Origin of the sequence: Pseudomonas sp. SJZ103 (assembly GCF_007828335.1) — a bacterium.
In the GTDB taxonomy this organism is placed as follows: Bacteria; Pseudomonadota; Gammaproteobacteria; order Pseudomonadales; family Pseudomonadaceae; genus Aquipseudomonas.
Genome location: NZ_VIUN01000004.1, coordinates 334,213 through 357,992, shown reverse-complemented (window position 1 = coordinate 357,992; position 23,780 = coordinate 334,213). Strand labels below are relative to the sequence as shown.

The window sequence follows — 23,780 nt, the reverse complement described above, 5'->3', positions numbered from 1 at the left end:
TATTCAGCAGTGCATGTGCAAGGGACTTCATGAAGCAAAAGCGGACTTTCGGAACGCCTCGGTTACTGGGCATTGTCTGGCCCTTTATTGCCGTCGTGCTGTTCCAGGCATTGTTGGGTTGCGTCAGCCTCTACGTGCTTTCAGCGGTGCGTGGCTATGTGGCCGGCGAGAGCCTGTGGTCCAAGGGCCAGAAAGACGCCATCTATTACCTGACGCTGTACGCCGATAATCGCGACGCAGGCACATACCTCAAATACCAGCAGGCCATTGCGGTGCCCCAGGGCGGCCATGAACTGCGCATCGCCCTGGACAGTCCCAGCCCTGACCTGGCTGCCGCGCGCCTGGGTATCCTCAAGGGCGGCAACCACCCGGACGATGTTTCCAGCGTGATCTGGCTGTACCTGAATTTTCGGCATTTCAGCTACCTGGAAAAAGCCATTGAACTGTGGACCGTGGGCGATGGCTACCTGGTTCAGTTGGACGACCTGGCTCGCGAGATGCACCAAGCGATCAATGCCGACCATGTCAATCCCAACGATGTTCGGCAGTGGAAAGCCCGCATCACTGCCATCAACGAGGGTGTGACCCCAGCCGCCAAAGCCTTCAGCGACGCCTTGGGTGAAGGCTCGCGCATGATCCTGCGGTTGCTGCTGATCACCAACCTGGCGACGGCCCTGGGCCTGATTGTGCTGGCGCTGTTGCGTACCCATAAGCTGCTGACCCAGCGTCATGCGTTCGCCAATGCGCTGCAGGCCGAGAAGGAGCGCGCACAGATCACCCTGGAGTCGATTGGCGATGGGGTGATCACCACCGATGTCGACGGGACCATTACCTATATGAACCCGGCAGCCGAGGCCATGACCCACTGGAATTCGGCCCAGGCCCAAGGCCTGCCCCTGGCGGCACTGTTCAACCTGCTGGATGACGATGCACAGCCGGATGGCTTCACCCTGATCGAACACATCGTCAAGGGCCGGTTCAGGGGCGGCAGCGAGCATTCGAAAACCATCCAGCGCCTGGACGGCAGCACGGTCTCCGTCACCCTGGTGGGGGCGCCGATCCTCAGCGGCGGCAAGGTCAGCGGTGCAGTGCTGGTACTGCATGACATGACCCAGGAGCGTCAGTACATCGCCAACCTGTCGTGGCAGGCCACGCACGACGCTTTGACCGGCCTGGCCAACCGTCGCGAGTTCGAGTACCGCCTGGAACAGGTGCTGCACAGGGCAGGGCAGCACCAGGGCGGGCGACATGCATTGATGTTTCTCGACCTCGACCAGTTCAAGCTGGTCAACGACACCTGCGGCCATGCGGCGGGCGACGAGTTGCTACGGCATATCTGCGCGCTGCTGCAATCGGACCTGCGCGAAGGCGACACCCTGGCGCGCCTGGGGGGCGACGAGTTCGGCATCCTGCTGGAGAACTGTCCGGCGGCGGTGGCGGAAAAAGTCGCCGAGAGCCTGCGCCATACCGTTCAAAACCTGCATTTCGTGTGGAAGGGGCGGCCGTTCATGACCACCGTGAGTATCGGCCTGGTGCACATATCGAGCACGCCGACCACCCTGGAAACCTCCCTGCGTGCCGCCGACATGGCGTGCTACATGGCCAAGGAAAAAGGCCGCAATCGCGTGCAGGTGTACCACGCCGATGACTCCGAACTGTCCCTGCGCTTTGGCGAGATGGCCTGGGTGCAACGCCTGCACATGGCATTGGAGGAGAACCGGTTTTGCCTGTATGCCCAGGAAATTGCGCCCCTGGGGTTGACCGACGGCGGCAATGGGCACATTGAAATCCTGCTGCGCCTGCACGACGAGGCGGGTCGGATCATTCTGCCCGACAGCTTCATCCCGGCTGCCGAGCGTTATGGTTTGATGACCTCCCTGGACCGTTGGGTGGTGGAGAACGTATTCAAGATCATTGCCCGCTGCATGCACGAGCACCCGGGCCGGCCTATGGCGATGTGTGCGATCAATCTGTCAGGCATTACGATTGGCGACGATGATTTTCTCGGCTTTTTACGTGAGAAATTCGAGGCTTACAGCATTCCGCCAGAAATGATTTGTTTTGAAATAACTGAAACAAGCGCTATTGCGAATCTGGGCAGTGCCATTCGCTTTATTAATGAACTCAAAGCCTTAGGTTGCTTCTTTTCCCTCGATGACTTCTGCGCCGGAATGTCCTCATTCGCGTATCTGAAACATTTACCTGTAGACTTCCTGAAGATCGATGGAAGTTTCGTAAAGGATATGCTGGACGACCCGATTAACCGCGCGATGGTCGAAGTGATCAACCACATCGGCCACGTCATGGGGAAGCGCACAATTGCCGAATTTGTTGAAACACTGCAGATCGAGCAGGCTTTGCTCGACATCGGTGTGGATTACGCTCAGGGCTACCTGATTGAACGACCGCAATTGTTTACCTTTGATAGCTTGCGTCGACCTGTGCGACCGCAGCCTCTGTTATTCAGGGCGCCCGGCACATTCCGCTGAAACATTTGCCGGTCTGTAAATCACACTTAAAAAGGAGCCTTAAATAGTGATCGACACATTCAGCAGAACCGGTCCGCTTATGGAAGCCTCAAGTTACCCCGCCTGGGCTCAGCAATTGATCCAGGACTGCAGCGAGAGCAAGCGCCGGGTTGTCGAACACGAACTGTACCAACGCATGCGTGACAACACGCTCAGCGCCAAAACCATGCGTCACTACCTGATCGGTGGCTGGCCCGTGGTGGAACAGTTTGCCTTGTACATGGCACAGAACCTCACCAAGACCAAGTTTGCCCGCCATCCAGGGGAAGACATGGCGCGACGTTGGCTGATGCGCAATATCCGTGTGGAGCTGAACCACGCGGACTATTGGGTCCATTGGGCGCGTGCCCACGGCGTCAGCCTCGAAGAGTTGCAGGCCCAGAACGTGCCGCCGGAGCTGCATGCGCTGAGCCATTGGTGTTGGCACACCAGCTCGGCCGATTCGTTGATTGTGGCTGTTGCCGCGACCAACTATGCGATCGAGGGCGCGACGGGAGAGTGGTCGGCAGTGGTGTGCTCCACCGGCGTGTATGCGGCGGCCTTTCCCGAGGAAGACCGCAAGCGTGCGATGAAGTGGCTGAAGATGCACGCCCAGTACGACGACGCCCATCCTTGGGAAGCCCTGGAAATCATCTGCACCCTGGCCGGGATGAACCCGACCAAGGAACTGCAGGCAGAGTTGCGCCAAGCCGTGTGCAAGAGCTACGACTACATGTACCTGTTCCTGGAACGTTGCATGCGCCTGGAGAAAGAAAAACCTGCGAGCGCTGCTGTGCGTGAGCGCCCGTTGCGTGTCGCCAGCGAAGCGTGATGTAACGGGGATGGCGGGGTTTTACCCCGCCATTGCCAGGCGATTACGGCCTTCGCGCTTGGCCACGTACAAGGCGCTGTCGGCGCGGCGCAACAGGCTGTCGGCCGACTCAGCGGCCAGCAGGGTCGAACAACCGAGGCTCACCGTCAATTCGATCCGTGTTCCATCCGCCCAATAATCCTGGGCCTTTGCCGCCTGGCGCAGGCGTTCACCGACCATGGCCGCCGCATCCCGGCCGGTGTTGGGCAGTAGGATCAGAAACTCTTCCCCGCCAAACCGAAACACCATGTCCACGTTACGCAACTGGCTCTTGATTGCCCCGGCGACCGTGCGCAATACGTTATCGCCGGCCGCATGGCCGTGGGTATCGTTGATGATCTTGAAGTGGTCGATGTCCAGCATCAGCAAGGACAGCGGGTTCAGGTGCCGACGCGCCATGTCGATTTCCCGTTGCAGGGTCTGGTCCATGGCAATGCGGTTGCCCGTTTCGGTCAACGGGTCGCGCAGGGCGCTGCGGGTGGCGGCGCGGTAGAGCAGGGCGTTGCGCATCGGGTAGAGCAGGGTCGACAGCAGTGATTCGAGCTGGCCGAGTTCCTCTTCCAGCAGGCGCTGGTTGCGGCGAAAGATCAGCTCGCCGAGGTGCTCGCCTTCGTGGCTCAGGCTGTAGCTCACCGAATGGTGGCCGCGGTGGCCGAACTCCAGGCGCAGGTCGCTGGTTTCGTGGCGATATTGCAGGGCATCCAGAGGTACCAGGCGCTGGATCTCACGGAAAAACACCGCGAGGAGGCGCTGCGGTTCCAGGCTGGTCTGCAATTGCATCCCCAGTTGCTGGCGAAGTTGTGCGACGGTTGTCGGGCGGCGAGGTACGAGTGATGGCTGACCAAAGCCCAGGCGTTGCAATTTGGCACTGTCGAAGTCAACTGCGTTGGTCTGGGTTGGTGTTTTCATAAGCAAACGGCCTCTAAGCACTTAGCTGTCTTACAGGCTGGATGAGAGTGGCGAATGCCAGGCGTCTTACTGTTCCTTCAGTTCCGTAAAACATTGGAAACAGTTTAGACCGCTTTACCAAGGGTTATAACCCCTGGGCACTGCCACACGTCTTGTCATCGCTTGACCTGCTTGGAAGGTGTTAGAGCGAGATTCGTGCCATTTCGTTTAAATAAATAAAAGTCCTTACAAATCAAAGAGCGTTTTTAAAGTAAAAAACGGTCGTTAAGCAATGACGTCAGCTATTTGACTGATTGCACCAGCGTGCTGGAGTCAATCTGGTCAATGGATGTGACGCCGGTTAACGTCATGGCCACGCGCATTTCCTTGGCGAAGATGTCCAGCAGGTTCTCTACCCCGCGCTGACCATCGGCGGCCAGTGCATAGGCGGTGGCGCGTCCGAGCAGGCACGCCTTGGCGCCCAGGGCGAGCATGCGCACCACGTCCAGCCCGGAACGAATGCCGGAGTCCACCAGCACCGTCAGGTCATCGCCCACGACATCGGCAATCGGTGGCAAGGCCTTGGCAGTGGACAGCACACCGTCCAGCTGACGGCCGCCATGGTTGGAGACCACGATGCCATCGGCGCCGAAACTCACCGCGTCCTTGGCGTCCTGGGGGTCGAGGATGCCCTTGATGATCATCGGGCCTTTCCAGAATTCGCGGATCCACTCCAGGTCTTTCCAACTGATGGAGGGGTCGAAGTTATTGGCCAGCCAGCCGATGTAATCTTCCAGGTGGGTGGGTTTGCCGAGGTACTTGGAGATATTGCCCAGGTCATGGGGGCGGCCCATGAGCCCTACGTCGAATGCCCATTGTGGCTTGGTGACGGCCTGCAACATGCGCCGCTGCGCCGCGAACGGCCCGGACATGCCCGAGTGGGCATCGCGGTAGCGCGCCCCGGGCGTGGGCATGTCCACGGTGAACACCAGGGTGGTGACCCCAGCTGCCTGGGCCCGCTCTAGGGCATTGCGCATAAAGCCCCGGTCCTTGAGCACATACAGCTGGAACCAGATTGACTGCGGGCTCTGCGCCGCCACTTCTTCAATCGAACACACCGACACCGTCGACAGACAGAAGGGGATGCCCTTGTTCGCCGCCGCCTTCGCCGCCTGTACTTCGCCGCGCCGCGCATACATGCCGGTCAGGCCGACAGGGCTGAGGATGACCGGCATGTCCAGGGCCTGGCCGAACAGCGTGGTCTTGAGGCTGAGGTTATCGACATTGCGCAGCACGCGTTGGCGCAGGCTGATCTCGGCCAGGTCCGAACTGTTCGCGCGCATCGTGTGCTCGGCGTAGGCACCGCCGTCGATGTAGTCGAACAGGAAGCGCGGCAGCTTGCGTTTGGCCGCTGCGCGGTAGTCGGAGGCGGACGAGATAATCATTAAGCGTGTCTCCACAAGGCTGGGCGGGTCAGGATAGGCAAATATCTGTCATGATAAAAACAACTTTTATCGCTAGTAGTCAGTCGCTGAAGGAATACCTATGAACTTGAGAACGTTGCGCACGTTCGTCGAAGTGGTACGCCAGGGCGGATTCTCCCAGGCCGCCGAGGTAGTGGCCTTGACCCAATCCTCGGTGAGCAAGGCGGTCAAGACTCTGGAAGAGGAACTCGGCATGCCGCTGCTCGACCGCCTGGGCCATCGCAACGAACTCACCGCCGCCGGTGAGATCGCCTACCGCCGCGCCCTGGTGCTGCTCGCCGAACACCATGATCTGGTCGCGGAGATCAACGACCTGCGCGGCCTCAAGCGCGGTGTGTTGCGCATAGGCCTGCCACCGGTGGGGTGTGGGGTGCTGTTTGCTACGATGTTTGCCACCTATCGCAGTCGTTACCCGGACATCGACATCGAACTCACCGAATACGGCAGCAAAAGACTGCGCGAGTGCCTGGAGGTGGGGGAGGTCGACCTCGCTGCATTGCTGCTGCCGGTCGATGCAGGCTTCGATTATCAGCCCGTGCGCAACGAACCGCTGATGGCCGTACTGCCCAGGAGCCACCCCTTGGCTCAACGTCAACGCATTGACTTCGCCGACCTGGCGGATTCGCCGTTCATCCTGTTCGAAGCCGGCTTCGCCCTGAACGCCAAGATTCTGGCCGCCTGCGAGCGCAAAGGCGTGATACCCCGCGTGGCGGCGCGCAGCGGACAGATCGACTTCATCGTCGACCTGGTCGCGGCCGGCCTCGGCGTCGCTTTCCTGCCGCGCATGTTGGCGCACAAGCACCAACACGCGGGCATCGCCCTGATCCCTCTCGACGAACCCCACACCGACTGGCACATCGCCCTGGCCTGGCGCGCCAGCGCCCACTTGCCACCCGCCGTGCGCGCCTGGCTGGAACTGGCCAAGGAGCAGCAGCTTTCAACCGGTCATCCGGATTCATCGTCCAGGATCTCAGGGAAGGCTTGACTTCTCCTTTTTAATCAGTAACATACGGCGCATTCCGCGATAGCTCAGTTGGTAGAGCAAATGACTGTTAATCATTGGGTCCCTGGTTCGAGTCCAGGTCGTGGAGCCAGATAGGGAAAAGCCTGCAGCGATGCAGGCTTTTTTTTTGCCTTGGATTTTTCCGGGGGGATCAAAGCGCACAGCGTGACCTGCATGAAAGCATCTCAAATCCTACGATTCCGAGGTCAATATCATGAAAGTCACTGCGGTCGTTTCAACCAAAGGCGGACCGGGTAAAACCACGGTTGGCGTCAATCTGGGCGCGTTCTGCGCCGATGCAGGGATCCGTACCCTGCTCATTGATCTGGATAATCAGCCGTCGCTGTCGTCGTTTTATGCGCTATCGCATGAGGCGCCCGGTGGAACCTGAATCGCCCCGGATTCCCTAGACACCTTGCAAGCTGATTTGTCAGAAATTGTGAAAAATACTGATCATGACGCACGTGGCATCACGTAGATGCGCGGGTACAAATTCAGCCTCTGTACTTATTAAAATACAGATAAAGCCTGGCTCTATATTCGAGAGATACACTACTTATCTAGACCAGACTTATCACGCTACCCCCTCTTGCCCTCAATAGCACCCAATCTATTTGGAACTATAGGATTAATCAAAGGTGGGCAGATACGGACCTACAATCGGCTTTCCTGCACTAACCCAGGCATCAAATCCGCCGCTGATCGACCTCACATGCAGGTAGCCCATATTTTTCATTGATGCGGCCGCCAGTGCGGCACGGCCACTTGTCTTGCAATAGAGCACAACTTTAAGCTCTCGAGAATTTAGGGCGCTGTCGTTAGTAAGTTTAAATTCCAGCATGCCGCGCGACGCATGTATCGCACCTGAAATGTAACCAGCAGCATACTCATCCGCTTCACGCACATCGATAAGTACATCTGCATCCTGGATAGCTTGGTCTGCGTCTTTGATGGCGACCTCTTCGATCAGTGCTTTCGCCTCAGTTACTAGGTCATGGGCATTCTTTATCATGATATTTTAAAGATCCAATTAAGAGAGGTGATTATTCTGCTGGGTGAGACAGCATTGGAAAACCATCTGGGCATAGATACGCGCCAGATGATTACTCCGTTTATTTCAAGAAAACCCCGAAGAAGTTACAGCGACTAGGTCGAGTAGTACCAATCGCTCGTATCGTAACCTTCGGCGGCACGATTTTCGGCGGCCTCGGCAGTCTTCGGTGGCGGTACGATGACCGGTAAGCCAGGGCACCAGGTTTCGGGCGTAGCAATACTATTATCATCCGGTGTTTGCATGGCCGTTAACAACCGTACGGACACTGAAAATAAGCGCGACGCTCAGACGCGTGTCGCAATACCTGTATTTTGCCCATCAGTATTAATCATATGATCGGCCATTTCGGAAAACATACGTTGCAGCTTGCTATTTAGCGCTATGTCATTCACCTGCTCATCAATTGCCTGACGCATGCACAGCATCCATTCGTCGCGTTCAACAGTACCGACTGCAAAGGGGGCATGCCGCATGCGCAGACGCGGGTGGCCTCGCTCCAGTTGGAACAACGGTGGGCCGCCAAACCAGCCACTGAGGAACTTAAATAGACTGTCAGCACTGTCGGCGAGACTCGATGGATGCATCAGGCGCACCACTCGCGCTTCAGATAGCGTATCCATCAGCTCGTAAAAGCGGTTGACGAGTTTACGGACGCCTGATTCACCCCCTAACTGGAGATAAATACTAGCGCTGTCTTTATATGGGACACTCAAGAGTTCACTCATGTCGTCGGTCCTCAATGTAGAAACTTTACCCAGCCAGCAAGCGCAAGTGCCGCAAAGCAGGTCCAGCCTGAAAAAAGCCAACGCCAGACGAGCATCCGCGGGACAAAACCCACACCTCTCACGAAGGCCACACTCATGGCCGCAAACAACGCAGTAGCCAGCACATGGTCAGCTTTCCCATCGGGGGCCGCCATCATGGGGGGATAGAGCGTACAGGCGAGCATGATCGCAACAGCGATAACCAGACTCAGCACATTGATCCGTGAGGAGGGTGGAGCGTTAGCGACACGCCGCATCATGTCCGCGTCTCCTCATTGTCGCTCAAGGCTCGGCCACCTTCGTTCTCGCCCCACATCGCATTCAATATAGCCAGTAGCAATGCAAAACCGACTCCCAGCATCCAGGCGAAATACCACATAGTCTTTACTCCTTTGCTGGCACTAGTAGGCTGAATGTTCGTTGGCTTTGATGTGTGCAACGGTGACCTTGCCCCGCATAACGCGATACGCCCACGAGGTGTAAATCACGATAAGTGGCATGAAGATCAACGTGGCCCAGAACATGATGGCTAGGCTTAAATGACTGGAGACGCTGTCCCACACGGTAAGGCTTGCCGCAGGTACTGTTGATGACGGCATGATGAATGGAAACATCGACACACCCGCCGTGCTGATGACTGCGATCACCGCAAGCGATGAGGCAACAAACGCCGAAAGTGTGCGACGCATCATCAGCAACATGGCGGCACCTGCTGCGCCAACCAATCCCAGTACGGGCAACAGCCACAACAACGGATAATGACCATAGTTAGCCATCCAGGCGCCCGCTTCGCGCACCACGGACTTGTTAAGAATATCGGGCAGTCCGGCGGTATCAACCAACGATGTAATGCGATAACCGTCGATCCATTGCAGCCAGATGCCGGCCGCTGTAAACGAGCACGCCAATACGATTGCCGCCCCCACCGCACCTTTGATTGCCCTGGCCTGGATAACACCTTCAGTGCGATGTGCCAGATAAGCGCCGCCCTGCAAGGTGATCATTGCACTACTCACCACGCCGGTCAGAAGCGCAAAGGGATTTAGCAGTTGCCAGAAACTGCCGGTATAAGTCGACACTAGAAGATCGTTGAAGTGGAACGGCACACCTTGCAACAAGTTGCCGAACGCGATCCCGAACACCAGGGGCGGCACGGCCCCACCCACAAAAAGCCCCCAATCCCAGGTGCTGCGCCAAGTGGAATTGTGAATCTTGCTGCGATAGTCAAAACCTACCGGGCGAAAGAACAGCGCCCATAGGACCAGAATCATCGCCCAATAGAATCCGCTGAATGCGGTGGCGTACACCACAGGCCACGCCGCGAACAATGCGCCGCCCGCAGTGATGAACCAAACCTGATTGCCATCCCAGTGCGGACCAACGGTGTTGATAACAACGCGTCGCTCCAGGTCGTTGCGGCCAACAAAGGGCAGTAGCGTGCCAACCCCCATATCGTGACCGTCCATGATGGCGAAGCCGATCAGCAGCACGCCGACCAGCGCCCACCAGATAATTTTCAGGGTGAAGTAATCAAGCATGGTGGAGTTCCTTCAAATGGGCGTCGTGAACATAACGGCCGGTACCGAGGCTGCCAGGACCTTGACGGGCAAACTTGACCATCAGGAACATTTCAACCACCAGCAGCACGGTGTAGAAAACGATGAATCCCGCCAGCGAGCCATAGAGGTTGTTGACGCTGAGGGTGGAAACACTCATGTGGGTCGGTAGGACGCCGTAGATGGTCCATGGCTGACGGCCGTATTCAGCGACGAACCAGCCCAACTCGCAGGCAATCCATGGCGCAGGCAGCATGCAAAGTGCCCAACGCAGTAACCAGCGGTTTCGCGTGCAGGTCGACTTCAGGGTGCTCCAGAAGGCAAGCCCGAAGAGCATAAGCATGGCAAAGCCAAGGCCGACCATGATCCGGAACGCCCAGAACATAGGTGTCACGCGCGGTACGGTATCGTTTACAGCTTTTTCGATAATGGCCGGCGTAGCCTGGTTAACGTCTTCGACATACTTTTTAAGCAGCAGGCCAAAGCCCAGATCGGCTTTGTATTCTTCGAATGTCTGGAAGGCCACCGAATCGCTGCGGTTGGCCCTTAGGGCCTCAAGCGCATTGACGGCGGTAATGCCGCGTAGAATTCGAGCGCGGTTTTTTTCCTTAATGTCATGTATGCCTGGAATTTGCTTGCTGACTGACCGGGTGCCAATCAAGCCCATTACCCATGGCACTTCAACTTCCCAGTTATTTTTAGACTCGGCTTCGTTGATGCTGGCCACCAGTGTCAGGCCCGCTGGCGCAGGCTTTGTTTCCCACATCGCCTCCATGGCTGCCAGCTTGGTTTGCTGCGCTTCACCCACCGTGTAACCCGACTCATCACCCAGCACGATCACGCTGAGCACTGATGCCAGACCGAAGGCGGCCGCCACCCGGAAGCTGCGCTTGGCAAACTCGACATCACGATTCTTGAGTAAATACCAACTGGAAATCGACAGCACAAACATCGAGCCGGTGACGTAACCGGCGGAGACGGTGTGCACAAACTTGGCCTGCGCAACCGGGTTGAAAACGACCGCCCAAAAATCAACCATCTCCATGCGCATGGTGATGTAACTGAACTCTGAACCCACCGGGTTCTGCATCCATCCATTGGCGATCAAAATCCACAATGCTGAAAGGTTTGTACCGATCGCCATCAGTAGTGTGACCAGCAAGTGATGCTCTCTCTTCAGACGATCCCAACCAAAGAAAAACAGGCCGATCATGGTCGATTCGAGGAAGAACGCCATCAAGCCTTCGATGGCCAGTGGGGCACCGAAGATGTCGCCGACGTAGTGCGAGTAATATGCCCAGTTGGTACCGAACTGAAATTCCAGGGTGATACCCGTAGTCACCCCGAGGGCGAAGTTGATGCCGAACAGCTTGCCCCAGAAGCGCGTCATGTCTTTCCAGATGACATTCCCGGTCATCACATAGACGCTTTCCATGATGACCAGCAGCCACACCATGCCAACCGTGAGCGGTACAAAAAGAAAGTGGTAAAGCGCAGTGGCTGCAAACTGCAGCCGAGACAGATCCACCAGTTGTTCTGAAATCACTTGTTTGCCCCTTGAGTCGAGGTGGGTACACCGAACCTGTCGCCGATGGCGTTCGAGTCGACGCTGACGTGCGAATCCCGGATGAACAGCCACCACAGCACTGTCAGCACCAGTAACTTGATCAGTACTGCTGTGAGCAGATGGCGCCGCAGTCGTTTGTCGGAAATGTTCATGACTATGCAGTTAGCACACGGCGTGCCAAGGGAGGATTTGTTATTTTTATCGTTTAATAACAGTAACTTATTAGTGAATCCGCCAAGGCAGTGGATGCCATGGCAGGTTAATACGCTGCCAATCTGCCAGAGTGGCAGTCATTGGCAGTCGTGGGGTGTGAGCGCTAGCGACTAGGCCAACCCTTGTTCTTTCAGTCGTCTGTACAACGTACGCTCGCTAATCCCCATTTGCTTGGCCAGCTCGCGGCGGGAACCTTTAAACGTCGCGAGTGCGTGTACCAGCGTGCTGCCGTCTAAAGGAGGAGACGTCGAAGGCTGAGGAGGTATCACGACGCTGGGCTGGGGTAAATGTATGGAGCGGATCACTCCATCGTCAGCGAATAGACTGGCTCTTTCTAGAACATTGCGTAACTCACGGATATTGCCGGGCCAGGAAAGCCGCTGCAATTGTGTCAGAGCATCCGCATCTATCGTCAGCCGGCGCTTGCCTATACCGGCACGTTGTAAAAACGAATTCACGAGCAAACCAATGTCTTCAACTCGGTTACGCAAGGGGGGTAACAGAATTGGAAAAGCGCTGATGCGGTAGTACAGGTCCTGCCTGAACTCACCTCTCTCCATCATTTTTTCCAGTGGTTTGTGGGTCGCAGCAATTAACCTGAAGTTGGCGTGAAGGGTCTCGACACTGCCGACACGGCGATAGGTGCCCGATTCGATCAGGCGCAACAGTTTCACCTGCATTGCCAGTGGAACATCGCCAATCTCATCAAGGAACAACGTGCCGCCCTGGGCCGTTTCGACCAAACCAGGTTTGCGCGTGGTCGCACCGGTGAATGCTCCTTTTTCATGGCCGAACAGCTCGCTCTCAAACAACGTTTCGGTCAATCCTGAGCAATCTACGACTACAAAGGGTCCAGTGGCCCGCTCGCTGGTTTCATGTACCGCGCGAGCGAACAACTCTTTGCCCGTACCTGACTCGCCTAACAGCAGTACCGGCAGCATTGATGGTGCGACCCGCTGCAGCTCAGACAGGGCGAGGTTAAACGCTGGTGAACAGCCCACCAGCCCTTCGTTGCTGGGGCGCGCTGAGGCGCTTCGGACCAGTGTGAGACGCTCCACATACGCAGTAATTACTCCGTGCTCGTCTAGGATCGGCCGCAATTCGACGTCGACATGCTCAGGCCCCCGAGGCGTGTGGTGAATGTGCAAAACACGATCCGGCCCGCGCAATTCCTGCGCCTTTTTCATCGGACAATTCTCACCCGCCTGATCACATGGGACGTCGTAATGGTGTGAGATTTGATAGCACTTATGACCGATAAAGGATTTGTCAGCGCTGCCAAACTGGCGCTGATAGGCAGTGTTGGCAGCGAGGATGTTGTACTCCGGATCGAGCACGATCATCGGCTGGGGTTCGTGCTCAAGAAACGAAACAAGCGACTGCACTTGATCCGGGTGTGGGAGTGAGTTGTCCGGGGCGGGCAGGATGGTCTTCATGGTGGCTCCTGAGAATCCACCATCCTGTTGTGGCACTGCCAGCTCTGTCAACAGGCACTGCCAATGGCAGCGAATTTCAGAGTTTTAAAAAAACAAATTTCCTAGTAAAAATATGAAAGTTATTAAAATCAATAAGATAACCACTATTTTTCGCACGGCGCGGCCTTGGCAGGTTTATTGCTATGTCAGTCCTTAGTGTGAGCGGCTCGAGAGAAGCCCCCTAAGGAGACAGGTCATGAGCGTAAAACTTCACGTCGAAGGATTCTTCGATTCTGCTACCAATACCGTCAGCTACCTCGTGCTGGATGAAGCGACCAACCACTGCGCCTTAGTGGACAGCGTACTTGACTATGACCCTAAATCCGGCCACACCGCCACAACGTCTGCCGACAAGTTGATTGCGAGGGTGAACGAACTCAATGCGAAGGTCGACTGGATTCTTGAGACTCACGTCCACGCAGACCACCTGACGGCAGCGCCATACCTGAAGGAAAAGCTCGGTGGAAAAATAGGGATCGGCAGCCAGATTTCGACGGTGCAAGAGGTGTTCGGCACTCTGTTCAATACAGGTCGTGACATGGCCCGCGATGGAAGCCAGTTCGATCACCTGTTCGTTAATGACGAACTGTTCGCCATTGGCACGCTGCAATGCCACGCGCTCCATACACCGGGCCACACACCAGCCTGTATGACTTATGTGATCAGCAATGGGGCCGAAACGGCTGCATTCGTCGGCGATACCTTGTTTATGCCGGACTACGGTACCGCACGCTGTGATTTTCCCGGTGGCGATGCGCGTACGTTGTTCCAGTCAATCAACAAGGTACTGAGTCTGCCGGCCAATACCTTGCTGTACATGTGCCACGACTACCAGCCAGATGGCCGCGAGGTGCAGTTCGTCAGTACCGTTGCAGACCAACGCGCGCACAACGTTCATGTGCGTAATGGGATCAGTGAGGAGGAGTTTGTGGCGATGCGTACAAAGCGTGATGCATCGATGGACATGCCAACGCTGATCCTGCCATCGGTGCAGGTCAACATGCGAGCCGGGCACTTGCCTGAGCCTGAAGCGAACGGGACGCGCTACCTGAAAATCCCACTCGACGTCGCCTGACGTTGCCTCCCCTAAAAAACCTATAAGAAAAATATCCATAACGGAGACCTTTATGGACATTCGCTGCCTTGCGCCTGGACTGTCGGTATCAGAACAGATTTTTCCCAACCAATTAGCTGAACTAAAAGAAGCCGGTTTTCGCGCCATAGTGTGTAACCGTCCCGATGGCGAAGGCGGCGATCAGCCCTTATTTGCCGAAATAAAACGTACGGCCCAAGCGATCGGTATTGAGGCGCACTACCTTCCCGCTGAATCAGGAAAAGTAACCGACGAGCAAGGTATTGCCTTCGGCAAGCTGCTTGAAACGCTTCCAAAACCGGTGTTGGCCTATTGCCGTTCCGGCATGCGCTCGACAACGATGTGGGCACTGTCACAAGCGGGCCAACACCCCCTGCCACATATCGTCGAGACAGCTAAAAAAGCCGGGTTTGATATGAAAGGCGTCATTCGCCGGATTGCGAATCAGGGGCGCACACCGGTCGAAGTGGCTGAGGCGCAGCATACCGTGGTCATCATCGGGGGCGGTGCGGCGGGTATCGCGACCGCATCCAGTTTACTGGCGCGAGATCCTCGACTCGACGTTGCCATAATCGACCCGGCAGATGTGCACTACTACCAGCCAGGCTGGACACTTGTCGGCAGTGGTGTCTTCGATGCGCCCCAAACTGCCCACACGATGGGTACGACCATCCCCCGAGGAGTGCACTGGATCAAGTCGGCGGTCGCCGCTTTCGAACCCGAGAGAAATGCCGTCATTCTTGATGGATGCAGAGTCGTCAAATACGAGCAACTGATCGTGTGCCCTGGCCTGAAGCTCAATTGGCATGCAATCGAGGGTTTGTCGGACACCCTGGGCCGCAATGGCGTGACGTCAAACTACCTGTATCAACTTGCCCCTTATACGTGGGAGCTGGTGCAGCAACTTCACGGCGGGCGAGCCATTTTCACGCAACCACCCATGCCGATCAAATGTGCCGGGGCGCCGCAAAAAGCAATGTACCTCTCTGCCGATCATTGGAAACGTACCGGTGTATTGGACAACGTCGAGATCGAGTTTTGCAGCGCCGGCGCGGTGTTGTTCGGAGTTCCCGACTATGTGCCCGCACTGATGGAATACATCACTGCTTATGGTATCGACCTGAATTTCGGCAACACGCTCACCAGCGTGGATGGTCCCGCGCGGACTGCAACATTCAAGTGCGTTAGTCCGGATGGCAGCGCCCATCTTGTTACGCGCGACTTCGATCTCCTTCATGTTGTGCCACCGCAGATTGCGCCGGATTTTGTCCGAGTCAGCCCTCTTGTTGATGCGACCGGCTGGATCGATGTCGACCCTGCCACTCTGCGTCATAAAACCTGGGTAAATATTCACGCGCTGGGAGACGCCGCCAACTCCAGCAATGCCAAAACCGCAGCGGCTGCACGCAAGCAGGCTCCCGTTGTTGCCCATAATGTGTTGGCTGCAATGGGTAAAGCAAAAGGCAGTGCCCATTACGACGGTTACGGCTCCTGCCCGCTGACGGTTGAACGCGGCAAGATCGTACTGGCGGAGTTCACCTATGGCGGCAAGGTCGCCCCCAGTTTCCCATCCTGGCTGATTGACGGTACCCGGCCATCGAGGCTGGCATGGCTGCTCAAGGAGCGAATTCTTCCACCGCTGTACTGGAAGGGAATGCTCAAGGGTCGTGAATGGATGGCCAAACCTGAGATGGCTGACGTATGAAACCAGACCTGAAAGCAAGGAGACTGAGATGATCATCGTCTTACTGCTCGGGCTTACTGTTGGAGTCATTCTGGCGCTGACCGGCGCTGGCGGAGGAATACTGGCGGTTCCATTGCTGGTGTTTGGGGCGGGGTTGAGCATGGCCGAGGCTGGGCCGATCGGTTTACTGGCTGTCGGTTTAGCCGCGACCCTGGGTGCCGTGATGGGACTCAAAAACGGTACCGTCCGTTATAAAGCCGCGCTCTTAGTTGCAGGCGCGGGGATCGTCTGTTCTCCACTTGGTCTTTGGCTGGCGCAGCGCACGCCTAACCGTCCATTGACGATCATGTTCGCCTTCGTGCTGATGTACGTTGCGTTTCGGGTCTATCAACGATCGCTCGCGCCGTCCACGGAGTCCAAGCCCCCCGTCACCTCCAAACCACCACCTTGTCTATTGGACGTCGACCGAGGAAAGCTTAACTGGACTGGTCCGTGTGCATGGGCACTCGCCGTCTCTGGAATTGTCGCCGGCGGGCTTTCTGGCTTGCTCGGCGTGGGCGGTGGCTTTGTGATGGTGCCGGCCCTCCAGCGCTACACCAATTTGACCGCTCAGTCAGTGCTTGCAACGTCTCTGGCCGTTATTGCGCTGGTTTCAATTTCCGGCGTTGCTGCAAGTTCGGCAGCTGGGCACTTACAGTGGGCTGTTGCCATTCCATTTTCCATTGGAGCATTAGTTGGCATGATCTGCGGGCGCTTGGCCGCTGCCAAACTGTCGGGGCCAAACTTACAAAAAGGGTTTGCCCTCGTATCTGCGGGGGTTGCAGTGGCGTTGCTGGTAAAAGCTATTCAGTAGATCAAGTGGGCGGGGCACTTGCCCGCCTGTTAAGGGCTGTCCTGAAAAGCCTTCAGCTAATCCATGACTGCCAGATCCGGCGGCAATGGTTCTTCTGATGGTATTTATCTCGGTCGCCGCACTGACCCATTTTCTGGGCCGCTACTGCGGAACTGGATTGAACCTACCGTCAAGAAGGATAGGACTCATGAACGACAGCACTCGTGTGAATTTGCGTTTGGAGCAACAGCAAAACTATCGCTGCACGCTGCACTTCGAAGAAGGTGCGCCGACTCTGACCGTGGATGAGCCACCACCACTGGGGGAGGCTGTTGCCCCAGCCCCGCAGTGGCAACTCTGCTGACAGGACGCTGGCAAGTGATCGTATTCATGTTGGCCATGGTGGCCAGCATGTTCTTTACTGCGCTGGAGACCCAGCGCAGCCATTGATCGGGAGATCGCCATGAAAGCGAACATTGGAACCATTGACCGTAGCCTGCGCATTGTCGTCGGTCTGATTCTCATTGGCCTGAGTTTGTCCGGTGTGATCGGCGTGTGGGGTTGGATAGGTTTAGTGCCGCTGGCCACTGGCATTTTCCGTTTCTGCCCTGTCTATACGTTGCTAGGCATCAAAACCTGTAACCGTTGCTGAGCGACAACCGTTGCACACTAACGGGCGCCTGAAGGTGCCCGTGGTGGTTTAGGTACGAAGCACTGATCACGGTTCCTTACCAGAGCCCGTTGGTAGATCAGCACTCCACTTCGTATATCGAAAAGAGAATTCCATCATGAAACCACATGTAGAAGCTTTTTTTGACACCGCTACGTATACCTACAGCTATGTTGTCAGTGACCCGACTACAGGGCACTGCGCCATTATCGACTCTGTGCTCGATTACGATCCCACATCAGGTCACACCTCTTGCAAAAGCGCGGAACTTTTAATTACCTGCGTGCGTGAGCAAACCCTTACGGTGGAGTGGTTATTAGAAACCCATGTATATGCCGACCATCTTTCCGCAGCGCAGTACCTAAAGCGCCAGTGGGGTGGCCAACTGGCCATCGGCGATCAGATCACAGTGGTTCAGAATACTTTTGGTAAGTTGTTCAACGTTGGGAGCGAGTTTGCCACTGATGGTCGTCAATTCGACCGGCTGTTTAAAGACGGTGGGCGCTTTTTTGGTCGGAGGAATTGAGGCGTACGCCATCCGCACACCAAGACACACGCCGGCCTGAATGACGTATCTAATCGGTGACGCTGGTTTTGTCGGCGATATGCTGTTCATGTCTGATTACGGCACTGCCCGATGCGACTTTCCCGGTGGCGATGCGCGAAAGCTTTTCCAGTCCATTCAAAAGTTGTTCGAGTTGCCCGACGATACCCGTTTGTTTATGTGCCACGACTACAAGGCCCCGGGTCGAGATGACTACGGTGCCGGGGGCAGTCCAGTTCAAGTGCCGGTACAGGTTCCGACCGCGCCGGTTGAAGGGGTAGGCATCACTGGCCGCACGCGTCGAAGAACAGGTCAATCAAATAGTCGCATCACGATTGAGTGGTTTTCTGCCATTAAAACTGCTGGCCAAGCCAAAGGTGCGAACCCAATAAAACTGGCTCTTGGAGTGCAATGATGTGGGATTCTGGAAATAAAGTAGGGCACTGGGTCGTGGTTGATGGAGTGGATGACGTTGGCAGGGTGTTGATTAAAGATCCTTTTAATGGTACGCAGTACAAAATGGGCGTTGAAGAGTTTAAGGATGTGTGGAATGGTCATTCCGTCTATAAACAGTAAGGTTTTTGTTCAGTCAATTGTTTACTCAGATATTACCTCTGAGATAATTTATGTCTTTTCGAATGATGGAGTTGAAAGTGAGTATTCTGGAAGGCTGCATAATAATTTAGGTATAAAAGGAATAGAGTATAGTGACGAACTGGAGACTTTCTTGATGTTACTTATGTCAATAGATTCGCGCGTATCAAAGAAGTTGCATGCCCTATCTTGGGGTTATGTTGAAGGAAAAATTTTAAATTTTCCAGTGGTTTTGATTTCGCCGTAATTAGTTGGTGCAAAAGCGATGGGAGAATTAGCTAGTTCTGGTGGGAAACCCACCGTTGTTTATTTGCAGAAATCGGGGGCAGGCCACGTTTTTATAAAGGCCAGAAAAATTGCTCTTTAAAAAATGAGAATAGTGGTCTGACCCCTATTTTCCTCTATTGATTTAGATTATACCAAGGGGCTCAGGCAAACGAATGTGACGGTCACGGGAACGCGTGGTGGTGTTCAGTATCCGTTGCAAGGGCAAACTTCCGATTCTTATGCGAATCTTGGAAATGGGCATGTTGTTGTCTACGGTCCTGAGGGGCGTGCACTATATGATGTGTCTAGCTCTCGGATTAAGGTGGTCGAATGGAACCAAGCTCCGAATGGAACATATTTCCCCAAGAAGGGAAGCGACACAAAATTTTTTGAGGGGAATGTTCCTCAGTCGGTTCTTTATAGCTTGGGGTTGAAATGATGAAGGTTTATCAGGGTAATATTTCTAAAGAGTCGTTGAGTCTGTTTGTTTCAGATATTGGCTCCGGAGAGTTTTTTTCATATGTAGGGCACTTGGTTTCATTAGAACAGGCAATTTCTGTTCTGGGTTTGCTCTCTCCTGATTTTATTGAGGCCAATGGTCACATTTTCTGGCTGCCTAACGCTCAGCAATACGATCCACAAAAATTTCATTTGAACGGGCTGGTTGAGACCGAATCTAGTGTGTTGGAACAAAGTACATCGCGTAGAGACGTTGAACGATACAGAAATATTTTTTCAATAAACCAGTTCTTTTCAAAGTGGGAGGATGCATCGGGCAGACCCGTATTTAAAGTGGGTCTGTCGGAAGAAGATTATCGTCTTTGTCATTTATTTGCTGAACAGATCACTAGATATTGGAAGCGCGCTTTATCCGATGCCTTTCCAGAGAAGGTATTTCAGTTTGAAATTGCTGACGATCTTCTCGATGAATATGGCGTCTGTCTGACATTTTGGCAGTCGTAGTTTAAAGAGCGCACAGGATGTGTCCGCGCCATTAAAACCACTGCCAGAGACTAAATAATAATTATGCGTTTAGAAAAGGTTGAGAAAAGCTTTGTAGAAAAACTTAAGGTAGTCAGTGAGGAATAACGAAGAGGTGCTGTAAAATTGGCTTGCGAACTTGCTTTCAGGACTGCCCAGTAGAAGTTTTTATTTTTGCCGAGTCTCTTAGGTATCTACAATCTGGTAATAAACTCACGACTGATCAGGTTTTTGGGCTAGATGCTTTAGCTGCACAGTTAGATGAGAAGTATTTTGCTTGCAAGACAGCTTGGATGAAGAGCAAGGCTTAAATGTAGAAGACCTTCAGCTGTTTAGCCAAGCTCGCGCTGTATCGGCGCTGTCCTTAGCTGGTGGAGAGGATTCGCTTATGGCAGCGACCGAAGCAATATATGAGGCATCATCAGCCGTTGATGATGGAACTCAAGAAATCGGGGGCAGACCACTTTTTTATAAAGCCCAGCAGAATTACTCTTTAAAAATGAGAATGTTGGTCTGACCTCTATTTTCTTGCATAGAGCGCTCATTCAGTATCAGACGACGGGTGAGAGACTGCAGGAAGTTGTTGTTGGTAAGTAGAGGTTTCAGGTCCCGATTGATATAAAAAATGTTGGGATATATGTTTCAACTGTATTTCCAATTGGAGTTGTTAAATGAAGTGGGGTGAGTTGTCCGGAAATAGTGAGGATCTGTTGTATTGGATTCTTTGGTTTGCTATCGGTGCGTTTTCAGAGGGTGACTTAGAAGGGCTTTTGCAGAGGATGTTTATACGTTGCGAAGGGCTTTCTGGTGACCCGGGTTGGGAGTTTGAATACGAACCGGATGCCTGTTCTGGGCACTATGTTTTCTCAGCTGATCAGAACATGAGCGGTATTTTTCCTAGTTCTCGTGTTTATAGTGTTCAGGTGGTTAAGGAGGCCATGAAGGAATCTATGCTTGCTCTTGTGAATAAATACCCTGAAAGAGCTGGTGATCTACAAAAATTGATATGTAAGTATGAGCTTTGAAAGCTTGCTCAGAAAAGCACATCTATTTTCAGTATGCAGCAGGTACGCTGCCTACTGTGATTAAAGTTTAAGGAAGTGATCATGGATTTTTGAATTATAGTCGTTTTTAATGAAATCAAGATGAGATGGGGGATCTTGAAGTCGACCGTATACCCATTGACCTAAGAGGTAAGATGAATATTCGTTATTTTTTGGAAGGGTCAACCGGCATAGCAACACCTTGGTGTAGCACGGATGAAGTGGGGCCTGATAATATAGATATTCTTGCTTGTCTACTGATCGACGATGGGGGCATACCTTTGTTCGAAACTGTTGCTTGGCTAGACGAGGGCCTGAATAGATTGATAGCAGTGAGGCGAGAGGATGAGGTCTCCACTGAATGGGCCCGCGATGCCTGGGCAACCCATATTTCGAAAAGTGGAGTTAAAGTTTATTCACTTTATGATGAGGACTTCTCAATAACTATAAGCTTGGATGACTTTGAACGGGCTTTACGCGGTTGGAAGGACTTTCTTCTGTCATTGTAGGTAGGGAAGGCTGCTGGATAGGGCGTCAGCAAACGAGGTCAGCTCACGATTCCATTCTTTGGTGGTTTAGTAATTTTAAATATAGTCTGTCCTTTAGTACTGTAGCTACGAATTGCCACAACTTTGAAGTAACGCCATCTGGAAGTCGAACCGCTCAGACACGCATTGTAGGTGATCCGGTAGCTGACTGCCGCCGCCTCCTTTTCCTACACCTCATTGCTTTGCCACGCTTTGACAACCCAATCCAACCACGACTAACTTTCGTGGCGTGCTGCGCTCATGCGGCTCCCGCTATGCAGCAACCCTATCTCTCCATCACGTTCTTCCGTGGCACCGTTGCGACTAACAGCTAGCAAATGACTGTTAATCATTGGGTCCTTGGTTCGAGTCCAGGTCGTGGAGCCAGATAGGGAAAAGCCTGCAGCGATGCAGGCTTTTTTTTGCCTTGGATTTTTCCGGGGGGATCAAAGCGCACAGCGTGACCTGCATGAAAGCATCTCAAATCCTACGATTCCGAGGTCAATATCATGAAAGTCACTGCGGTCGTTTCAACCAAAGGCGGGCCGGGTAAAACCACGGTTGGCGTCAATCTGGGCGCGTTCTGCGCCGATGCAGGGATCCGTACCCTGCTCATCGATCTGGATAATCAGCTGTCTCTGTCGTCGGCATGAGGCCGAGCAAGGCGTGATTGCTGGCCTGATGCTCGACAATTCCACATGGGACCTCATCGCGGACGTCCTCTCTGCGGACGATTTCTTCAGACGTGATCACCGTCTGATTTGCCAGGCAATCCATAAGTGGAGCAGACTAAATGTCGTGGTAGTCTTCAAGTATGCCCCAATGCCAACGGACTGTTCTTATATGGGGTAGTCCGCAGCGTTGGTTTTTTCATAGGAGGTTTCGCATGTCCTGGAAGTCAAACCTTGTCGTGCTTGCGCTGTCTGCTGTTGCCATTTCGGCGGAGGCCCAATCCGATCGTGAAGTGGTCGAGGATATGGTTACTCGCTCGGCCAATATCTGCCCAGGTCACAGCACCGAGCGGACCACGCCCACGGTAAAGGCGGTGCCTGTAGGCGCGTTGCGGGTCATGCTTGACCGCGGTTTGGTCATGTGCCCCGACCGGCGCCTTGACGCCGACGCGCCGGCTGTGTTCTACGGTAGAGTGGGGGTCTTCGAATGGAACCCCGATGTGCAAGCAAGCTCGGAGGTGATCGTCAAGCAGATCGACGTCATGACCCGCAAGGACGAATTCCCATCGGACACCTTGGTTTGGGATACCAAGGGTATGCCACTTGAGCAGCACACTGTGCCCGCTTTCGAACCCAAGCCAGGGGCCGCTGTGCTGTACCAGATCCGGTAAATTTTGACTTGAATCGTCAGGTTCACGCCGGTTAGCGACCGTTACTTTGATTAGCCATCCTTGTCTTTCCACAGTGAAGGACTTGCAATGGCCGATTTCTGATTGTCGCGAAGGGCTCAAGCCGACACTTAGCTGACGTTCACTGCACGCACCGACTGACTCGGTGGTTGGCCTTCTCGCGTATGAATCGTTCCTAGGCGGTAGCATAGGAACGGTAAGCGTTCGGCCAAGTCATCGTCTTGATATTAGCGCTCGGGCTCCAATCGACTATCAGTGATATCCACGGCCTCGTCGCAGGACTATCAGGTCAGCTTATCAATCAATTTTTCAACGATCTCTTTGTCGGGTTTCTCGCGCTAATCGGGGTCTTGCGGATCGAATTTGAAACGGACGCCAATGAGGTCCACCGGGACTCCCACAAATTGATGTCGTCCAAGTAAATGGGGATAACGTGTGTTTGCTGATGCCGAATTGACCCCATGGCCGATGCAACGTATGCGTCCGGCCAACACACCTTCCTGACCCCGACACCAAAGGCGATGGTGTCCACCTGATTTAAGTGCACACCATGTCTTGGCTTTGCGGGGCTGGGTAGATGACTTCCCCGGACGCTTGCGGTCCTTTTGCCTACGCGAAGTGTTTGATCAATGATCCACGTACGGGCCGACCCTCTGCACAACCAGGTCAGTTGGCTCGTCTACATCGTCGAAACTATGCGAATCAGGACAGCAGACTCTCGTTAGATCGTTCGGGGCGCGCACCCGAACGATGAGCGGGATGCCGCCTTCTCACTTCTTGAGTGAAGGCGGCAGGTGAGGGTA

The 23,780-nt window shown here is 54.5% G+C and carries 26 protein-coding genes, 1 tRNA gene and 4 pseudogenes; 20 read left to right on the top strand and 11 right to left on the bottom strand.

The features are described 5' to 3' along the window. Positions 1 to 29 precede the first annotated feature (29 nt). Together FBY10_RS12695 and FBY10_RS12690 are read left to right on the top strand one after the other, a co-directional pair. On the top strand, positions 30 to 2,489 hold the full coding sequence (locus tag FBY10_RS12695; protein ID WP_131700402.1) for an EAL domain-containing protein: 2,460 nt from the start codon (positions 30 to 32) through the stop codon (positions 2,487 to 2,489). A gap of 79 nt (positions 2,490 to 2,568) precedes the next feature. Beyond that, complete coding sequence (locus FBY10_RS12690; protein WP_205885841.1) at positions 2,569 to 3,339, top strand: TenA family transcriptional regulator; 771 nt, start codon at positions 2,569 to 2,571, stop codon at positions 3,337 to 3,339. A gap of 21 nt (positions 3,340 to 3,360) precedes the next feature. Here the strand turns inward: FBY10_RS12690 and FBY10_RS12685 are convergent, their stop codons facing one another. Both FBY10_RS12685 and lldD read right to left on the bottom strand, forming a co-directional pair. After that, complete coding sequence (locus FBY10_RS12685) at positions 3,361 to 4,287, bottom strand: GGDEF domain-containing protein (RefSeq protein ID WP_145336463.1); 927 nt, start codon at positions 4,285 to 4,287, stop codon at positions 3,361 to 3,363. A 281-nt stretch (positions 4,288 to 4,568) separates the two neighbouring features. Beyond that, a complete protein-coding gene (gene lldD, locus FBY10_RS12680) occupies positions 4,569 to 5,711 on the bottom strand; it encodes an FMN-dependent L-lactate dehydrogenase LldD (RefSeq protein ID WP_145336461.1) in 1,143 nt (380 codons plus the stop codon). Positions 5,712 to 5,811: 100 nt separating this feature from the next. Between lldD and FBY10_RS12675 the strand changes: the two genes are divergently transcribed. The 3 genes and pseudogenes from FBY10_RS12675 to FBY10_RS12665 all read left to right on the top strand — a co-directional run. Continuing rightward, positions 5,812 to 6,735: a LysR family transcriptional regulator gene (locus tag FBY10_RS12675; RefSeq protein ID WP_145336459.1), complete on the top strand. Its 924-nt coding sequence runs from the start codon at positions 5,812 to 5,814 to the stop codon at positions 6,733 to 6,735. Between the two features lie 33 nt (positions 6,736 to 6,768). Beyond that, positions 6,769 to 6,844: transfer RNA gene (locus FBY10_RS12670), tRNA-Asn, on the top strand. A gap of 123 nt (positions 6,845 to 6,967) precedes the next feature. Beyond that, positions 6,968 to 7,138 (top strand): annotated as a pseudogene (locus FBY10_RS12665) (ParA family protein); the annotation flags it as partial. Positions 7,139 to 7,381: 243 nt separating this feature from the next. Here FBY10_RS12665 and FBY10_RS12660 read toward each other — a convergent pair. The 9 genes from FBY10_RS12660 to FBY10_RS12625 all read right to left on the bottom strand — a co-directional run bounded on the left by FBY10_RS12660 (position 7,382) and on the right by FBY10_RS12625 (position 13,343). Further along, positions 7,382 to 7,762 carry a rhodanese-like domain-containing protein gene (locus FBY10_RS12660; RefSeq protein ID WP_145336529.1) on the bottom strand — a complete coding sequence of 127 codons (381 nt, stop codon included), beginning with the start codon at positions 7,760 to 7,762 and terminating at the stop codon, positions 7,382 to 7,384. 137 nt (positions 7,763 to 7,899) lie between these two features. Continuing rightward, positions 7,900 to 8,049 carry a hypothetical protein gene (locus FBY10_RS32155; protein ID WP_145336457.1) on the bottom strand — a complete coding sequence of 50 codons (150 nt, stop codon included), beginning with the start codon at positions 8,047 to 8,049 and terminating at the stop codon, positions 7,900 to 7,902. A gap of 42 nt (positions 8,050 to 8,091) precedes the next feature. After that, positions 8,092 to 8,532: a group II truncated hemoglobin gene (locus tag FBY10_RS12650; RefSeq protein WP_145336455.1), complete on the bottom strand. Its 441-nt coding sequence runs from the start codon at positions 8,530 to 8,532 to the stop codon at positions 8,092 to 8,094. Positions 8,533 to 8,543: 11 nt separating this feature from the next. After that, the gene (locus FBY10_RS12645; RefSeq protein ID WP_145336453.1) at positions 8,544 to 8,831 is read right to left on the bottom strand and encodes a cyd operon YbgE family protein; all 288 of its coding nucleotides are present in this window, start codon (positions 8,829 to 8,831) and stop codon (positions 8,544 to 8,546) included. Next, the gene (gene cydX, locus FBY10_RS12640; protein ID WP_081044185.1) at positions 8,828 to 8,950 is read right to left on the bottom strand and encodes a cytochrome bd-I oxidase subunit CydX; all 123 of its coding nucleotides are present in this window, start codon (positions 8,948 to 8,950) and stop codon (positions 8,828 to 8,830) included. Before cydX ends, FBY10_RS12645 begins: the two co-directional genes overlap by 4 nt. A gap of 22 nt (positions 8,951 to 8,972) precedes the next feature. Further along, positions 8,973 to 10,109 carry a cytochrome d ubiquinol oxidase subunit II gene (gene cydB, locus FBY10_RS12635; RefSeq protein WP_145336451.1) on the bottom strand — a complete coding sequence of 379 codons (1,137 nt, stop codon included), beginning with the start codon at positions 10,107 to 10,109 and terminating at the stop codon, positions 8,973 to 8,975. Further along, positions 10,102 to 11,673: a cytochrome ubiquinol oxidase subunit I gene (locus FBY10_RS12630; protein ID WP_145336449.1), complete on the bottom strand. Its 1,572-nt coding sequence runs from the start codon at positions 11,671 to 11,673 to the stop codon at positions 10,102 to 10,104. Before FBY10_RS12630 ends, cydB begins: the two co-directional genes overlap by 8 nt. Next, positions 11,670 to 11,846 carry a cytochrome oxidase putative small subunit CydP gene (cydP, locus tag FBY10_RS31485; protein WP_167656415.1) on the bottom strand — a complete coding sequence of 59 codons (177 nt, stop codon included), beginning with the start codon at positions 11,844 to 11,846 and terminating at the stop codon, positions 11,670 to 11,672. Before cydP ends, FBY10_RS12630 begins: the two co-directional genes overlap by 4 nt. Before the next feature lie 171 nt (positions 11,847 to 12,017). After that, positions 12,018 to 13,343, bottom strand: a complete 1,326-nt coding sequence (locus tag FBY10_RS12625) for a sigma-54-dependent Fis family transcriptional regulator (RefSeq protein ID WP_145336447.1) — start codon at positions 13,341 to 13,343, stop codon at positions 12,018 to 12,020. Between the two features lie 235 nt (positions 13,344 to 13,578). Here FBY10_RS12625 and FBY10_RS12620 point away from each other — a divergent pair, with 235 nt between their 5' ends. From FBY10_RS12620 to FBY10_RS12540, 15 genes and pseudogenes are all read left to right on the top strand, one after another. Continuing rightward, positions 13,579 to 14,457, top strand: coding sequence for an MBL fold metallo-hydrolase (locus tag FBY10_RS12620; RefSeq protein ID WP_145336445.1), 879 nt, complete (start codon positions 13,579 to 13,581; stop codon positions 14,455 to 14,457). Positions 14,458 to 14,509: 52 nt separating this feature from the next. Further along, a complete protein-coding gene (locus tag FBY10_RS12615) occupies positions 14,510 to 16,180 on the top strand; it encodes a bifunctional protein tyrosine phosphatase family protein/NAD(P)/FAD-dependent oxidoreductase (protein WP_145336443.1) in 1,671 nt (556 codons plus the stop codon). 28 nt (positions 16,181 to 16,208) lie between these two features. Further along, a complete protein-coding gene (locus FBY10_RS12610; RefSeq protein WP_145336441.1) occupies positions 16,209 to 17,012 on the top strand; it encodes a sulfite exporter TauE/SafE family protein in 804 nt (267 codons plus the stop codon). 187 nt (positions 17,013 to 17,199) lie between these two features. Next, the gene (locus FBY10_RS31480; RefSeq protein ID WP_178116744.1) at positions 17,200 to 17,355 is read left to right on the top strand and encodes a hypothetical protein; all 156 of its coding nucleotides are present in this window, start codon (positions 17,200 to 17,202) and stop codon (positions 17,353 to 17,355) included. Positions 17,356 to 17,454: 99 nt separating this feature from the next. Next, positions 17,455 to 17,643, top strand: a complete 189-nt coding sequence (locus FBY10_RS12595) for a DUF2892 domain-containing protein (protein ID WP_145336439.1) — start codon at positions 17,455 to 17,457, stop codon at positions 17,641 to 17,643. A 136-nt stretch (positions 17,644 to 17,779) separates the two neighbouring features. Then, positions 17,780 to 18,422, top strand: a pseudogene (locus tag FBY10_RS12590) (MBL fold metallo-hydrolase); the annotation flags it as partial. 197 nt (positions 18,423 to 18,619) lie between these two features. Further along, positions 18,620 to 18,781, top strand: coding sequence for a cysteine peptidase family C39 domain-containing protein (locus FBY10_RS12585; protein ID WP_218571036.1), 162 nt, complete (start codon positions 18,620 to 18,622; stop codon positions 18,779 to 18,781). After that, positions 18,756 to 19,046 carry a hypothetical protein gene (locus FBY10_RS31475; RefSeq protein ID WP_178116743.1) on the top strand — a complete coding sequence of 97 codons (291 nt, stop codon included), beginning with the start codon at positions 18,756 to 18,758 and terminating at the stop codon, positions 19,044 to 19,046. The genes FBY10_RS12585 and FBY10_RS31475 overlap by 26 nt, the downstream gene beginning before the upstream one ends. Positions 19,047 to 19,501: 455 nt before the next feature. Continuing rightward, the gene (locus FBY10_RS12575; protein WP_256663447.1) at positions 19,502 to 20,029 is read left to right on the top strand and encodes a hypothetical protein; all 528 of its coding nucleotides are present in this window, start codon (positions 19,502 to 19,504) and stop codon (positions 20,027 to 20,029) included. A 295-nt stretch (positions 20,030 to 20,324) separates the two neighbouring features. Further along, the gene (locus tag FBY10_RS12570; protein ID WP_145336435.1) at positions 20,325 to 20,564 is read left to right on the top strand and encodes a hypothetical protein; all 240 of its coding nucleotides are present in this window, start codon (positions 20,325 to 20,327) and stop codon (positions 20,562 to 20,564) included. A 154-nt stretch (positions 20,565 to 20,718) separates the two neighbouring features. After that, positions 20,719 to 21,072 (top strand): hypothetical protein, encoded by a 354-nt coding sequence (locus FBY10_RS12565; protein WP_145336433.1) that lies wholly within the window; start codon positions 20,719 to 20,721, stop codon positions 21,070 to 21,072. A 173-nt stretch (positions 21,073 to 21,245) separates the two neighbouring features. Then, complete coding sequence (locus FBY10_RS12560; protein ID WP_145336432.1) at positions 21,246 to 21,599, top strand: hypothetical protein; 354 nt, start codon at positions 21,246 to 21,248, stop codon at positions 21,597 to 21,599. 527 nt (positions 21,600 to 22,126) lie between these two features. Next, positions 22,127 to 22,264 (top strand): annotated as a pseudogene (locus FBY10_RS12550) (ParA family protein); the annotation flags it as partial. Then, positions 22,209 to 22,391, top strand: a pseudogene (locus FBY10_RS12545) (DnaB-like helicase N-terminal domain-containing protein); the annotation flags it as partial. The pseudogenes FBY10_RS12550 and FBY10_RS12545, both read left to right, overlap by 56 nt. 112 nt (positions 22,392 to 22,503) lie before the next feature. Next, positions 22,504 to 22,959: a hypothetical protein gene (locus FBY10_RS12540; RefSeq protein ID WP_131699855.1), complete on the top strand. Its 456-nt coding sequence runs from the start codon at positions 22,504 to 22,506 to the stop codon at positions 22,957 to 22,959. The last annotated feature ends 821 nt before the right edge of the window (positions 22,960 to 23,780 follow it).